Raw genomic sequence first — 15,083 nt, forward strand, 5'->3', positions numbered from 1 at the left:
TCATACGGCGCAGGCGATTCAACAGGGGCAAGACCTGATGACTTCGTACCATTTCCAACCAATGAGCTTAATCCAGTCGACTTCAACCGAATGCATTTAGGTGTTTTGTACCTAGAGCATCGACCTGATATCCATAGCCAGTTCCAAGAGTACTATAAGGTGTGTGTGAAAGCGGGTAAACGTATGGTCATCGCATCGAACTCTCGATACGACAGCATGTACAAAAATATTAATTTTGCAGGTAAAGGATCTTTCAAGCCAACTTGGAAAGGTGGTGATGACTATGGTCGTCTTCATTTAACGCTGCAGCATTATTATGAGAGCAAAAAGGAAAGAATAGTCTTAGAAAAGATCTATGAGTCCAGGTTCGAATTTTATGGTAGCACAAAAAGGGGCAAGGACTACGCAGGTCAAGTGAGAGGCTACTATAAAGGAATAGATGCATATTGGAATGAGGGCTGTGACTCTCATTTAGGTAGTTACTAAATTATCTAATAATAGGGGCCTGTTTGGCCCCTAAACTTTGTCATTTAATCATTCGGTTACTGATATTTACCAGCCGTGATGAATTCACCAAATGTTTCACACCACACGACAACCGTTGTAAACTTTTCGATGTCAATGCCGTTTGGCACATCGACAATAAAGCCGTTAAAGCTCGAAACCATACTGACAAATTGCATATTATTTTTATGTTGCTCAAACTCGGCTTCATCTTCTACGAATGTCGGCGAGAGATATAGGCGGTAATCAGGACCTGGTGCAAGCCTGCCTTCAAACCCGATACTTTGCTTCCCGATAAACACACTGCCTTCACCAAAATGCAAAAAGTCTGAGCCTTTTAGGTTTTTATTAAACATCGCAGTGAATTTTGCCTGATTAGCCACAGTAGAGAGCGCTGTCTGTGTGGGGGCGGGCGGAGCCATCATGATGGGCAAAGAGTAAACTCCCAGTGCAAACCCGGCACAAAAAATAAACACAGTAAACAAAACTTTAAACAAAAATCGCATCTTCTATATGCTCTAGTAAATGAATGTAACTTAACCTTAGCTTGACCACTCGAGGAGTCAAACTGTTGTATGTTTTATTTGTGTTAACTTAATTGTTAAGGAAAAAATATTCCAAGAAAATGTATTTTGTAATGATAAATGATGATTGACATTTGGCGTATTAATTGAGTTTTCATGTGTAAAAGTATGGTGTCTTAGTAATTGTATGAAAATACTAAAGTATTCCTTTTTTAACTGTAATTGTTTCTTTTTTTATTTCTATTCATGAAATCTCAACGTACCGATTAGGTTACTTATGATACAAATAAAAGTATTAGATTTGTATTTTTTAATAATAAAAATGGTTTATCTTCTGGTTTGTCCTCGGTATATTGTAAATAAAAGTAAACAATATTGATGTTAATTTAGTTAACATTCATTGCTGTTTGTTTGTTGTTTATTTATCAACAAAGCAATCAATATCAATATGTTACGTAACTCATGATTTTGTCTAAAATTACCTTTTTTCTGGTTCTTTGGTTGGTTATTTTTAATTTTTGCTAATCCCTTGTGGTGTGTTTTTGGATCGGTACAATCGCCGCTGCTCAGTATTACATTGGGTAAATATGTTACTTAATGTAATTTTATAAACAAAAATCATACAAATTAGGAAATAATCAAATGAGCGTGTCAAAATCCTCAAATAAGGTGCTTAAGCTCAGCGCCATAACAATGGGTTTGATCAGTGCGTCGGCTTTTGCCGAGGTAAATTGTGACAATCTAGCCAATTGGGAAGCAGGCAAAATTTATGTTGGTGGTAACCAGGTGCAACAAGATAACGTTGCATATAAAGCAAATTGGTGGAACCGTTCTTCACCAAAACTAAAATCTGGTCAGTGGCAAGAATGGACGAAGCTGGGTGAGTGTAGTAGTGCAGAGCCTATCAACCAAGCACCCTCAATTAAATTACTTAAGCCAATCGCGGATATCACTGTGGCTGAAAATGAGCAAGTCATTATTGATTTCTCTGCGAGCGACAGTGATGGTGAAGTGAAGCATGTTGCGGTATACCACAACGACGCACTGGTAAAAGTATTGAGTCAGGCACCCTATAACTTTTCCTGGCAAGCTAAACAAGGCAAGCATGAATTTCACGGTGTTGCGTTAGATGATGATGGTGCTACTGCAAAATCTGTCAGTCGAAAAGTGACGGTTGAAGCGTTGCCGCCAAAAGATCAAAATACAGCACCGATCGCACGCTTAGCTGCACAATTGCCAAGTGAACTAGAAGTCGGTAGTCAGATAGTATTCACTTTGATTGCAAATGATAAAGAGTCAGATAGTTTGACTCAATCACTCTCTGTGAATGGCATCGAAGTAGTGAGCACATCACAAAATGAGTTCGAATATACATGGACGGCTACTGCAAAAGGTCCGCAGACATTTGTCTTAGTCGCGAAAGATGAACACGGTCTAGAATCAGAAAAAATAAGCCGAACCTTTACGGTGAAAGCGAAAGATGATGGTCAAAGCTCACATGACGATTGTCGCCCTGCGGGTTTATACCAAACACCCGGTGTAACGCCGTCTTACTGTGATATTTATGACAGTGAAGGGCGTGAAAAAATGGGCGCAGACCACCCAAGACGTGTGATTGGTTACTTCACAAGTTGGCGTCATGGCAAAAACGATCAGCCAAGCTACCTTGTTAAAGACATTCCATGGGACAAAATTACGCACATTAATTACGCGTTTGCACACGTCAATGATAAAAATGAGATCAGTATTGGTAACCCGAATGCAGACGGTAATGCGGCAACCAATATGACTTGGCCTGGTATTGCTGGTGCTGAAATGGATCCTAGCTTGCCTTACAAAGGGCATTTCAACCTGTTGAATAAATACAAAAAGCAATATCCACACGTGAAAACCATGATCTCGGTTGGTGGCTGGGCTGAAACTGGTGGCTATTTCGACGAAACGGGTAAACGCGTGAATAACGGTGGTTTCTATACGATGACCACGAATGCTGATGGCAGCGTTAACCATGCTGGTATTGCTCAATTTGTGAAAAGCTCGGTTGAGTTCTTAAGAACCTATGGTTTTGATGGCTTAGACGTTGATTACGAATACCCATCATCAATGAAAGACTCCGGTCACCCAGAAGATTTCCCTGTGAGTAATGCAAGACGTGCGGGGTTAAATAAATCTTATCAAGTGCTGATGAAAGAATTACGTGAAGCGCTTGATAAAGCAGGTGAGCAAGACGATAAACACTATATGTTGACCATTGCGTCTCCGTCATCAGGCTATTTATTGCGTGGCATGGAAACCTTCCAAACAGCACAGTATCTAGACTTTGTAAATATCATGTCGTACGACTTGCACGGTGCGTGGAACGATCATGTTGGTCACAATGCGCCGCTTTACGATACGGGCAAAGACACAGAGCTTAAGGTGTGGAATGTATACGGCACTAAAGAGTTCGGTGGCATTGGTTATTTGAATACCGACTGGGCAGTGAACTATTTCCGCGGTGCATTACCAGCAGGACGTATCAACATTGGTATTCCATATTACACCCGTGGTTTTAAAGACGTACGCGGTGGTGAAAATGGCTTATGGGGTCGCGCACCTTTGCCAAACCAAAGCGATTGTCCAAAAGGCACAGGTATTGGTGAGAAGAACAAATGCGGTAACGGCGCAATTGGTATTGATAACCTGTGGCATGACATTGAAAACGGTCAAGAAGTGGCTGCCGGTTCAAACCCACTTTGGCATGCGAAAAACCTTGAGCATGGGATCAACCCAAGTTACTTAGAAGTTTATGGCTTAACCCCTGAAACGGATGCAGATGATGTACTGCGTGGTGACTATGTGCGCCATTACGATGACGTTGCTGTTGCGCCATGGCTGTATAACGCCGAGAAAAAAGTATTCCTATCGATGGAAGACACTGAGTCTATGAAAACCAAATTAGACTATGTCGTTGATAAGGGCCTGGGCGGTGTGATGTTCTGGGAGCTTGCTGGTGACTTTGATTATCACGCTGATAAGGGCGAGTACTTCATGGGCTCAACAATGACAGCGCTGGCATACAACACATTTAACCAAAGTGGTGTTGCCTATGACAATCATGTTGGTGATAGTGCATTTGCAGTACCAACCGAAGCGGTTGATATTGCATTTGAAGCGAAAGACTTCCCTGTGGGTGACCAAAACTATCCAATTCGTCCAACCTTTGCCTTTACTAATAATTCTGAGATTGACCTGACGGGTGCAACGATTACGTTCAACGTACCAACTTCTACCTCCGCAATTTTCAAGTCAAATTGGAATGCGCGCAAAAAACTGGGTATGCGTGTAGAGCATGATGCGTCAAATTCTGCTGGCAATAACATCGGCGGTTTTGAAAATGAATTCCACCGTTTTTCAATCACATTTAAAAATGAGTGGGGTGGTCAGCTTGAGTCTTTTGCACCAGGTGAGACTGTGAACGCACAGGTTATGTACTACATGCCTATCACAGGTCCTGTGAACTTTGTCGTTGAAAAAGACGGTAAGCAGTATGCATTTGCCTCTGAATATCCAGAGCTGCCAGTCGCTAAAAAACACAATCCAAATCCAGGTGACGGCGATAAAACCCCACCAAATGGGCAGCAGTGTGAAGGCGTGAAAATTGAAAATATCAATACGTACCCTAATTGGCCTCGCACCAACTGGGCAGGTGATCCAAGTCATGCTGTCGGCGGCGACATGATGATCCATAACGGCGCTGTTTACAAAGCCAAATGGTGGACAAATGGCACACCAAGCAACGGTGGCGCATGGCAAAAAGTATGTAGCCTGTAACGGCCACTTTTATTCCCAACCGGAGTGATCTGCGGATCACTCTTACAATCAATAAATGAGAAAACTATGAGACAACAAGTAACCTTATGCGCGCTTGGCGTAGCCATAGGTGTGGGCGTCATTGGTAAAGTGAACGCGCATGGCTATATGGACTTTCCCAAAGCGAGGCAGGCAATCTGTCAGGAGCAAGGTGGATTTTGGTGGCCAAAAGATGGCTCAAAAATCCCCAATGCCGCATGCCGTACTGCATACCTTAAGTCAGAACACGTGCAATTTATTCAAAAGCATGAGTTTGCAGCAAACACAGCTGATTTTCGCAACCAAGCTGCTGTTGAAGCAAATATCCCAGATGGCACCTTGTGTGGCGCGGGTGATAGCCAAAAAGCGGGGATGAATATTCCCTCAACGCAGTGGCAGGCAACGGAGATAAAACCGAATGCCAATGGCAAAGTGAAAATTCGCTACCGTGCTACAACACCGCATAACCCCAGCTTTTGGCAGTTTTATTTAACCAAGCCGGGTACTGATTTTAAGCAAAAACCACTTGCTTGGCATGACTTAGAGCTGGTGCAAGAGCATGGAAATATTGCATTTTTCATGGCACCAGATGGCAAGCGCTATTACGAGATGGAAGTAGCGATCCCAGAAAAGTTTTCTGGTGATGCGATTTTATACAGCCGTTGGCAGCGTGATGATGTGGTGGGTGAAGGCTTCTATAACTGTAGTGACGTGACCATTGTGCGCAGCACTGAGCCAACACCGACGCCAGATAGTTGGTTCCCAGTTGATTATTTTGTTAAGCAGGGTCAAGAGGCAAGTGCTGGAGACACGGTGTGGGTTAGAGTATTCGACGGTAATGGCAATGAGCTTATTCAAGAGCGGTTCGATGTCACTTCAGCCAATGAAGTACACTGGCAAAGTCAGTTTGCTTTAAATCTCAGCACGCAATTTGCTGATATTGTGCGCATCGGTGTGAAAGACAGCTCGGGTAACATTGAGTTTAACTCTGAGGCGGTTTCGAGCAACCAAGTCTTTTTATCTGACAAATCATATAGCTACAACTTATCGGTGATCTCAAAGCCGAAAAATACCGCACCAACAGTGCATACGCCGGCTCCCATCACCATTGATGAGGAGCAGAGCAAGCACTTGCATGTCCATGCATTTGATGACGAGCAGCCAACCCTTAAATTTGACTGGCAGCTACCAAGTGCATTGAGCTTTACCGGTTCTGGTTCAACCATCACGATCACTGCGCCAAAGGTGGACGCGGATACGCGCTTTGACGGCAAAGTGACCGTGTCAGATGGCAGTCTGAGCAAAACAGTCCCACTGGTTGTGAATGTTAAAAACATCGATACCGATCCGGGCACACCGGATAAGCCAACAGGCGATACTTGGGCGCCCAGCAAAATCTACACAGCTGGCGATACTGTGGTTTATCAAGGCAAGACTTACCGTGCTAAATGGTGGGTACGTGGTCAGCTACCAACGTCGAGCCATGCATGGGAGTTAGTGCCAAGTGGTGATGATTCAGACGCAGGCAATACATCATGGCAGTCAAGCAAAGCCTACCGTGGCGGTGAAATCGTGACTTTTAACGGTGTGCGTTATCAAGCCCGCTGGTGGACACGTAATCAGCAACCAGACCAACATTCCGTTTGGAAAAAACTATAAAAATATCATAGAGGTAATTCAAAAATGTTTAAATATTTAACTACTGCTGCAGCTGTCGGTGCAGCGCTTGCGAGTGCCGCTGTTGTGGCTGCGCCATCAACACCAAGTATTAACTGGAAACCACAAAATTACTCGTTTGTTGACGTGAATATTTATGGCCGTGGGTCATACAAGCAACTGATCCAAGCCAAAGACGTGGTGGACATTCAAATTGAATGGAATGCATGGTCAGGTAAAGGCGGCAACAGCTATAAAGTGTATTTTGACAATGAAGTGGTGAATGAAGGCACACTCGCAGAGGGCACAACCGGTGGTACGATCCGTTTTCCATATCACAAGTCTGGTCGTCATGAATTAAGAATCGCATTGTGTGATGCATCCGGCTGTTCAATGTCTGCGTCAAAGCCAATCGTGATCGCCGATACAGATGGCGGTCACTTAGAGCCACTTAAACTGAATGTGAATCCAAACAATAAGAAGTTTGACACGGATCCTAATACAGTTGTCGGTGCTTATTTTGTTGAGTGGGGTATTTATGGTCGTAAGTTCGATGTGACACAAATTCCTGCGGATAACTTAACCCACTTACTTTATGGATTTATCCCAGTATGTGGTCCAAATGACTCGCTGGCGGAAATCGAAAACGGCAATAGCTTGAGAGCACTTAAGCTGGCCTGTGGTAGCTCAAAAGACTACGAAGTGGTGATCCATGACCCTTGGGCTGCGGTGCAAAAAGCATTACCGGGGATCAGTTCTAAAGATCCAATTCGTGGTACATATGCACAGCTAATGGCATTGAAGCAGCGTAATCCCGATCTGAAAATTCTACCTTCTGTGGGCGGTTGGACACTTTCAGATCCGTTCTTTGACTTTGATGTGAAAGCAAACCGTGACACCTTTGTGAATTCAATGCGTGAATTCCTCAAGACATGGAAATTCTACGACGGCATCGATATTGACTGGGAGTTCCCAGGCGGTGACGGTGCAAACCCAGACTTAGGTTCAGACAAAGATGGCGAAGTTTATATCATTCTTATGAAAGAGCTTCGCGAGATGCTCGATGAACTTGAGATTGAGATGGGTCGTGAGTTTGAACTGACTTCAGCGATTGGTACTGGCTACGACAAAATTGAAGATGTTGATTATCAGCAAGCTGCACAATACATGGATTACATTTTTGCCATGACATATGACTTTGCAGGTGGCTGGAACAATGTAACAGGTCACCAGACTGCGATTTACTGTGGCTCGCATATGTCTACAGATGAGTGTAATGGCACGGGTGTTGATGATAAAGGCGAAGCGCGAAAAGGCCCTGCATATACGCTAGACAATGCCATTAAATTGCTCTTAGCCCAAGGTGTGCCAAGTGAAAAGTTAGTCGTAGGCACAGCAATGTATGGCCGTGGCTGGGAAGGTGTATACCCACAAAATGCGCAAATTGCTGATAACCCAATGACTGCGCCAGCAAATGGTAAATTACGCGGTTCGACGTCGCAAGGTGTTTGGGAAGCAGGCGTTATCGACTACAAGGGACTAAAAGCACACATGATTGGTCATGATGAGCAAGGTATTAATGGTTTTGAAGTAGGGTACGATGAGCAAGCTGAAGCAGCATATGTTTGGAATCGCCAAAAAGGCACCTTGGTTACCTATGACAGCCCTCGCTCTGTGCGCGCAAAAGGTCGCTATGTACGTGAGCATAATTTAGCGGGTCTATTTGCATGGGAAATTGATGCGGATAACGGTGACATCTTAAATGCAATGCACGAAGGTCTTGCAGGTAAAGTAACAAACCCAACGCCTGTGAATAAAGCACCTGTTGTGACACTGACGAGCCAGATTACGTTAAATGCGGGCGATATTGATGTTTTGACGGCTCAAGCTATCGATCCTGAAGGAAAAGCGCTTACTTTTTCTTGGCAAGGTGATGCGGCCTTAAATCTACAAAGTGAAAATGACAGCGTTATCGTGACTGCACCAAGTGTCACAAGTGATTCTGTGTTCACCGTCAACTTAGCTGTTAGTGATGGTGCAAACACCGTTAATCGCACGGTAAAAGTCATTGTTAAAGCACCTGTTGTTGAAAACAAAGCACCAGTAGTTGGCAATATTTCAGCGATCTCACTCGATGAAAATACCAGCAAGTCAATCAGCGTATCAGCAACGGATCCTGAAGGTAAAGTACTGAGCTTTGCATGGCAATTACCGGGTCACACGATTGTGGGCACAGGCAGCACTGTCACGGTAAAAGCAGGTGAAGTAACACAAACAGAGACACTCACAGGCACCGTTGTGGTATCTGATGGCGAGCACAGCGTGACGCGTCAGTTTAATGTCACGATTAAGAATGTGGAAACGGATCCAGAGCCGACGCCAGATGATGGCAAGACAACTTGGGATGCAAACAAGGTTTACACTGGTGGAAATACGGTTTGGTACAAAGGCGTTCAATATAAAGCGCGTTGGTGGACCCGTGGTGCTGTGCCAAGCAATGGCGGTGTATGGGCTGAGATCATTCCTGATGATGGCAAAGTACGCGATTGGCGTAGTGACCTAGTTTATACCGGTGGTGACAAAGTGGTTCACAATGGTGAGACCTACCAAGCTCGCTGGTGGACTCGTGGTCAAACTCCGGGCAGCAACTCAGTATGGCGCAAGCTATAACAGGTTAATTAACTGAGCTCGTTTGAGTCGAGCTCATTCAAACCGAGTTCATTCTGGTGCATGGATGCACCTTCTTACTATAACAACAAGTACAGAGTAAATATCCATGTTAAAAGCAAAAAAAATAGCACTACTGGTCGCGGCAAGTGTTGGTGTTTTTTCAACGTTCGCGGCATTGGCCAGCGAGCCTGTAAGCCTGCACAACAATGAACAATTGAAGGCAAATATCAAGTCGCAGTTGTCACAACATCACAGCTTTTTTAGAGTGGCTTCAAGTGACGAGCAGCAAGATTTAGAGTTTATCACGCACCAACAAACGCAAGACGGACGCCATATGCGCCGCAGCCAATACTACAAAGGTGTGCGGGTGTACGGCGGTGAAATTGTCACTCACCATAATGAACAAAACTTTTTAAGTGTTTGGTTTCAACCTGAGGGTGAAATTACGTCAATCAGTGGCTCTGTGGTTCCAAATATCTCGCTTGATACGGTTAAAGCAAGTATTTCGGATAAACAAGCCATTGAGTTTGCAAAAGAGCAAATTACTGAGCTGCTTGCAACATCAGATGAACAGGTTGAGCTGGTTATTTACCCTCATCAAGGCAAGGCAAAACTCGCTTATTTAGTGACCTTATTTGCTGAAACTGAGCATGCACCAATGCGCCCAGAGTTTGCAATTGATGCACATACAGGTGAAGTGTTGTCGCGCATTGAAACACTTAATCACTCGAAAATTGGTATGGGTCCGGGCGGGAATGAGAAAATTGGCAAGCATTATTATGGTGATGATATGCCAAAGTTCCATGCAAAGGAGCTCGGTAATGGAAATTGTGAAATGTCTCATACAGATATACGTGTGATTGACATGGAGCATGGCACAACCAATACGCAAACGTATCAATTTCCATGTCACGAAAATACTCATAAGCATGTAAATGGTGCTTATTCACCACTCAACGACGCGATGTTTTATGGTCAAGCAACCATAGACATGTTTAATGATTGGTTCGATAGCCGTGCATTATCGGGCGACCTTGTTATGCGAATCCATTATCGTAAAGATTATTTGAACGCGTTTTGGAATGGTAAAGAGGTCACTTTTGGTGATGGTGACTTAGATAACTACGGCGTTTATCCATTTACGTCTTTAGGGGTTGTTGCCCATGAAATCGGTCATGGTGTGACGCATCAAAACTCTAAATTGGTTTATAGCAATATGTCTGGTGGCGTGAATGAATCCTTTTCAGATATGACTTCTGAAGCACTTGAATGCTTTATGAATCAAAAACCAGATGGCACTTGTGAGGTCGATTGGCTGATTGGCGCAAGCATATTTAAAAATAGAACGGCGCTTCGTTATATGGAAAATCCAGAGCGAGATGGCCGATCTATCGGTCACGCCAGCAAGTTTGAAATAGGCATGGGTGTTCACCACAGTTCGGGTGTATTTAATCGCGCTTTTTATTTGCTCGCAAACAGTGAAGGTTGGGGCGTTAAAAAAGCTTATGAAGTGATGCTTCATGCCAATAAAAACTTTTGGGTTTACAATGGTAAGTTCGAATCGCTTGCTTGTGGCGTTACAGATGCTGCGGCTGACTTGGGCTACGATACGAAGGCTGTGGGAGAAGCGTTTAAAGCAGTAGGTGTTTTTGCTTGTACTGAAAATAAAGCGCCGACCATCTCTATTACCAGTCCAGAAAGTAACGGACGCTATCTGGTTGGCAGTGACGTTACGTTTAAAGCTGATGCTAAAGATGAGTATGGTGCAATTGAGAAGGTCGAGTTCTTTGTCAATGGGGCATTGTACAATACCGATCTGAAAGCGCCGTTTGAGACGCAATTTAGCACAGATAAAACAGGGGTATATACGGTAACAGCCAAAGTGACCGATGATGAAGGTCTATCAACAGACGCTGCACCGGTGTCGTTTAGCCTGATCGACCCAAGTCAATGTCAAACTGCACCTTGGCAAGGTGGCAAAGTCTATACTCAGGGTAATAAAGTCGCCTATGATGGATTTGAATACGAAGCGAAGTGGTGGAACAGAGACCAAAACCCAGCGAGCAATTCAGGATCCTGGGGTGTATGGAAAAAGGGACTAGAGTGTGGTGGTGTAGCTGATAAGCCAAATCAAGCACCAAGCTTATCACTCACTTCACCATCAAATAATGTATCGATTGAATTAGGTGAATCTGTGTCAGTGAGATTTGCTGCCAATGACAGTGATGGTGAGATTGCTAAAGTTGCAGTGAGTGTCAATGGTCAAGCGCTAACCGAGCTAACGCGTGCACCTTATGCATTTAACTATCAACCACTTGAAGTAGGTACCTATCAACTATCAGCGGTTGCTTATGATAATGATGATGCACAATCAGCGGCTGTTCGTCGCACCATAACGGTGACAAATGCTGAGCCACAGCCAACACCAGAGGCACCAAGCGTACGCTTAACAAGTCCTGCGAATGGCAGTACATTTAATGTTGGTGAGCAAGTTGCGCTTTCAGTTGTGGCCAGTGACAAAGACAACGATTTAAAGCAAATCGCTTACTTTGTGAATGGCAAGCAAGTGGCAGTATCTAGTGTGGCACCATACAGTGCAAACTTTAAAGCGACATCCGCTGGGAGTTACAGTGTATTTGCCATTGCAACGGATGCACAAGGTCTGAGTACACAGTCTTCGACAAACCGTTTTAAGGTGAATGGCAGTAAACCGAGCTGTGATGTGCCAGCATGGCAGGCAAGTAGCGTATATACCTCTGGTAAGCAAGCCAGCCTTGATGGGCAGTTATATCAAGCGAAGTGGTGGACACGTAATCAAAACCCCGCGCAATACTCTAGTCGTTGGGCTGTCTGGAAACACCTAGGCGAGTGTAAATAATCTCCTCTTGAAATTGACCAAAGGGCCGATTTACCGGCCCTTTTTTACATATTTACAACGCCTTTCTCCACATCATTTCTACAGGACCTTGTCGAAATTGATTGAGCCACCATAGCCCAAAAGATACTTGCGCAGCTAAAATGATAGCACTAAATACAACAATCAAATAAAACGGCAAAGTATTCATCAGTGCTAAGCCATACCCATAAAACAGCATGACGCAGAAAGTGGTTTGCATTAAATACATGGTCAGTGACATACGCCCCAATGTATTAAGCCCAAGTGCAACTTTGTTGTGGCATTTATCGACTAACTTGACGATGCAAGCAAGGTACGTCAATGCCAAGAATAGGCATCCTAGGTGGTAACACACACCTTGCATAAAACCAATTAAGTTAAGAGAAAACGGGCTGCCTGTCATGGCTTTGATAACGGCGTACACTAAATTCAGTAAAAGTCCTATAAGCGCTAAAAAAGCGATGGCCTGCCACGAAATAACGATGTTGATACGACCATGCACTATAAAAGTTTTGACAAAATAAATCCCAAGCAAAAATTGCCCAAGAACTTGAAAGGGCCTTCCCGTAATAAGATAAGACATGGGTCTTGGGATCGCGCTATATATATTTGCAATAAACACGTCCATAAATTCGGTTGAGGTGCGCATGCTCAGTAAGCTGGTATGCTCATACCCGAGATTTGATTTTAAACTTAGCGCAATCAATTTTAGAGCTGACCAAAAGCTGGTATCTTTGCTGATCATGGCCATAAGGTGAATGAGTAAAGGTATAAACAGGAGCGTGAGGGCGATAAAAAGTAAGCGAGGCGCAGAGAAACGTATAAACCAAGGCAATGTCATGCCTAAAAGGCTATACAAAACAAGAATATCGCCATGCCAGATAAAAAACATGTGGATGAGGCCAATGAACAATAAAACACCCATTCTCCTGCGCCAATACGAAGCAAAATCAGCACCTTGCTTTTGTTCATGTAATAGCGCAAATCCTGCGCCAAATAATATGGCGAACACGGTATAAAATTTACCCTCAACCAGCCAATCAATAGCAAATAACGTGGCTCTGTCAGCAAAAGGTAGTTGGCTTATCTGCGCATAATTTAATGAATAAAACCCAAAAAAACTCATCAAATTAGCAAAAATGATGCCGCATAAGGCAAACCCGCGGATAGTGTCTAGGAGCGGTATCCGACCATAACTTGGCATAGGTGTGTGTGGCATGACCATGATAGCATCCTTTATCAATTGGTAATTGTTATGTTATCTCAATAAAAGAAGAGTATGACTATATGACGTTTTTGTGAACTTGTTTGTTTATTAGACGATTGTCTAGTGCCTGTTTGTGCAAATTAGCGACACACTGGTTTTGCCAATCTTGGCTCAACAACGTAAAGGAAATAATAATGAAATTAAAAATGAACAAAAAGAGCGTAAAAAACCTTTCGCAGACAATGGCTTCATTAAATCAAGAAAAAACACGCCAAATAGCAGGTGGTATTTCTGCAATGGGATGTGGCCCAATTTCTGATCCTAATTACTCTTGCCCTGTTTCGATTAATGGTTATAAGTGTAATTAAGCGCGTAAATAGGACCTGATGGAACAGGTCCTTATGGGTTACACACTCATTATATGAGAGGCAGAATTTACTTTTTTGTCAGTGATTCTATTTTACCTGTCAACCACTCCTTTCTTTTGGTGTTTTCAGGCTCAGATAGTGTTAATGCTTGACGGTAGAGTGTCAGTGCCTCGCTTGCTTCACCTTGTAGCTCTTTACTGACGGCAAGTCCAGCGACAGCTGACGCAGAGCGTGGCGAGTGTGATATCCAATAATTAAATAACGCATCAGCTTCACCATAGCGGCCTTGACCTCGTAAGCGCTGAGCGATAGCACGAATACAGGCTGCATTGTTGTTTAGGTTTAAGTTAGGGTAGACATCAAAACCCACTTGTTTGCTAAGCATTTGATAATGCGCGAGGATATCTGTCAGTGTTTGATCCCCGTTATTTGTGAACTCGATGAACTTAGCGCCTATATCCCAGTCTTTACGCGGAAATACAAGGCCGATGGCGTTTAATAATCCGGGCACTATCATGGGGTAGTGACCATAATCATCTATGTGTTCGACTTTTAACTTAAATGTTTTTGAATAAGGGGCGAGTGCTTCTCGAAGTTGTTTGGCAAGCGTGTACCTAACTGGGTTTCTCTCAGCTTCTTGCTTTGCTGACGCGACATAGAGAAAACCGGTTCTGTCGGGGGTCTTCTCGAAGCTTTTAGCGATTGCATCAATCATGGTGGTGTCAGGTGTATAGCCCAATCCCAGTACATCGGTTGCAGCAAATAGGAAATGCGCGTTGAATAGATTAGGCGCTGCATTTAAGGTATGCAGACCAAAAGCTGCTGTGGGCGATGCGCCGATGAAAATACGGAAATCATTGATGCGGTACTGACTTTTTAAAAATGGAAACAGCTCTTGTTGCAAGTAGTTAATCATGTCCTGCGAGCGCCCCTGTGAAAAGCCTTCTAAGCGGTCTGACTTTTCCCCCTGCCAACCGCTGTTACTTACATACAATTCAGGTCCCCATGCAAACCTATTATGAGAGTGAACCGACACGATAATGGCTTGCGGCATGGAAGCGGTGTCGCCGAGGTGGCTTAAAATACCATTTGTTACCTCAGAGACTAGCCAACCATCTAGCGTAACAACCAATGGGTAGGTACGCTTTTCAGATGTGGTGTGATAGTCCGAGGGTAAATACACATCAAAGTTTGGCGCATCCTTTATATATTTGGAGGAAATACTGAGCGTTTTGCCAACGATAAGTGGTGCTTCTGTGATTGGGGTTACGCTAGCTTGTGTACAAAAAGTCGCGATGAAAAATAATATGTACCATACAAATTGCATGTTACGCTCCTGAATTATTATTGTGATATGTGAGGCTACAGTGTGACAAACTGAGCAAGGAGAACATGAAATCGACCTGAAATTTTCTTGATATCTTCAT

General features: G+C 43.7%; 9 protein-coding genes. 6 read left to right on the plus strand and 3 right to left on the minus strand.

All coding sequences use genetic code 11. The annotated features are described in order from the left end of the window. Nucleotides 1-486 (plus strand): hypothetical protein (locus N473_RS26510; RefSeq protein WP_196766408.1); only part of this gene is annotated, 486 nt, incomplete at its 5' end. Between the two features lie 56 nt (nucleotides 487-542). On the opposite strand, the gene N473_RS12500 is transcribed toward N473_RS26510, so the two are convergent. Then, complete coding sequence (locus tag N473_RS12500; protein WP_063368199.1) at nucleotides 543-1,010, minus strand: DM13 domain-containing protein; 468 nt, start codon at nucleotides 1,008-1,010, stop codon at nucleotides 543-545. Nucleotides 1,011-1,670: 660 nt separating this feature from the next. On the opposite strand from N473_RS12500, the gene N473_RS12505 reads away from it, so the two are divergent. From N473_RS12505 to N473_RS12520, 4 genes are all read left to right on the plus strand, one after another. Beyond that, nucleotides 1,671-4,841 (plus strand): glycosyl hydrolase family 18 protein, encoded by a 3,171-nt coding sequence (locus N473_RS12505; RefSeq protein WP_063368200.1) that lies wholly within the window; start codon nucleotides 1,671-1,673, stop codon nucleotides 4,839-4,841. Nucleotides 4,842-4,907: 66 nt separating this feature from the next. After that, nucleotides 4,908-6,518, plus strand: a complete 1,611-nt coding sequence (locus N473_RS12510) for a lytic polysaccharide monooxygenase (protein WP_063368201.1) — start codon at nucleotides 4,908-4,910, stop codon at nucleotides 6,516-6,518. A 24-nt stretch (nucleotides 6,519-6,542) separates the two neighbouring features. After that, nucleotides 6,543-9,185, plus strand: coding sequence for a glycosyl hydrolase family 18 protein (locus N473_RS12515; protein WP_063368202.1), 2,643 nt, complete (start codon nucleotides 6,543-6,545; stop codon nucleotides 9,183-9,185). Nucleotides 9,186-9,291: 106 nt separating this feature from the next. Next, nucleotides 9,292-12,063 (plus strand): Ig-like domain-containing protein, encoded by a 2,772-nt coding sequence (locus N473_RS12520; protein WP_063368203.1) that lies wholly within the window; start codon nucleotides 9,292-9,294, stop codon nucleotides 12,061-12,063. Between the two features lie 52 nt (nucleotides 12,064-12,115). Here the strand turns inward: N473_RS12520 and N473_RS12525 are convergent, their stop codons facing one another. Continuing rightward, on the minus strand, nucleotides 12,116-13,306 hold the full coding sequence (locus N473_RS12525) for a DUF418 domain-containing protein (protein WP_063368204.1): 1,191 nt from the start codon (nucleotides 13,304-13,306) through the stop codon (nucleotides 12,116-12,118). 176 nt (nucleotides 13,307-13,482) lie between these two features. Between N473_RS12525 and N473_RS26215 the strand changes: the two genes are divergently transcribed. Continuing rightward, nucleotides 13,483-13,656: a hypothetical protein gene (locus N473_RS26215; RefSeq protein WP_155401385.1), complete on the plus strand. Its 174-nt coding sequence runs from the start codon at nucleotides 13,483-13,485 to the stop codon at nucleotides 13,654-13,656. Nucleotides 13,657-13,723: 67 nt separating this feature from the next. Here the strand turns inward: N473_RS26215 and N473_RS12530 are convergent, their stop codons facing one another. Continuing rightward, nucleotides 13,724-14,983, minus strand: a complete 1,260-nt coding sequence (locus N473_RS12530) for an alpha/beta hydrolase-fold protein (protein WP_063368205.1) — start codon at nucleotides 14,981-14,983, stop codon at nucleotides 13,724-13,726. Nucleotides 14,984-15,083: the final 100 nt, after the last annotated feature.

Origin of the sequence: Pseudoalteromonas luteoviolacea CPMOR-1 (genome assembly GCF_001625685.1) — a bacterium.
Taxonomy (GTDB): domain Bacteria; phylum Pseudomonadota; class Gammaproteobacteria; order Enterobacterales; family Alteromonadaceae; genus Pseudoalteromonas; species Pseudoalteromonas luteoviolacea_K.

What these genes read in the sequence shown, in the direction of transcription:
- N473_RS12505 (WP_063368200.1), top strand. Translation starts at nt 1,671, where the DNA reads ATGAGCGTGTCAAAATCCTCAAATAAGGTGCTTAAGCTCAGCGCCATA.
- N473_RS12510 (WP_063368201.1), top strand. Translation starts at nt 4,908, where the DNA reads ATGAGACAACAAGTAACCTTATGCGCGCTTGGCGTAGCCATAGGTGTG.
- N473_RS12500 (WP_063368199.1), bottom strand. Translation starts at nt 1,010, where the DNA reads ATGCGATTTTTGTTTAAAGTTTTGTTTACTGTGTTTATTTTTTGTGCC.
- N473_RS12515 (WP_063368202.1), top strand. Translation starts at nt 6,543, where the DNA reads ATGTTTAAATATTTAACTACTGCTGCAGCTGTCGGTGCAGCGCTTGCG.
- N473_RS12530 (WP_063368205.1), bottom strand. Translation starts at nt 14,983, where the DNA reads ATGCAATTTGTATGGTACATATTATTTTTCATCGCGACTTTTTGTACA.
- N473_RS12520 (WP_063368203.1), top strand. Translation starts at nt 9,292, where the DNA reads ATGTTAAAAGCAAAAAAAATAGCACTACTGGTCGCGGCAAGTGTTGGT.
- N473_RS12525 (WP_063368204.1), bottom strand. Translation starts at nt 13,306, where the DNA reads ATGGTCATGCCACACACACCTATGCCAAGTTATGGTCGGATACCGCTC.
- N473_RS26215 (WP_155401385.1), top strand. Translation starts at nt 13,483, where the DNA reads ATGAAATTAAAAATGAACAAAAAGAGCGTAAAAAACCTTTCGCAGACA.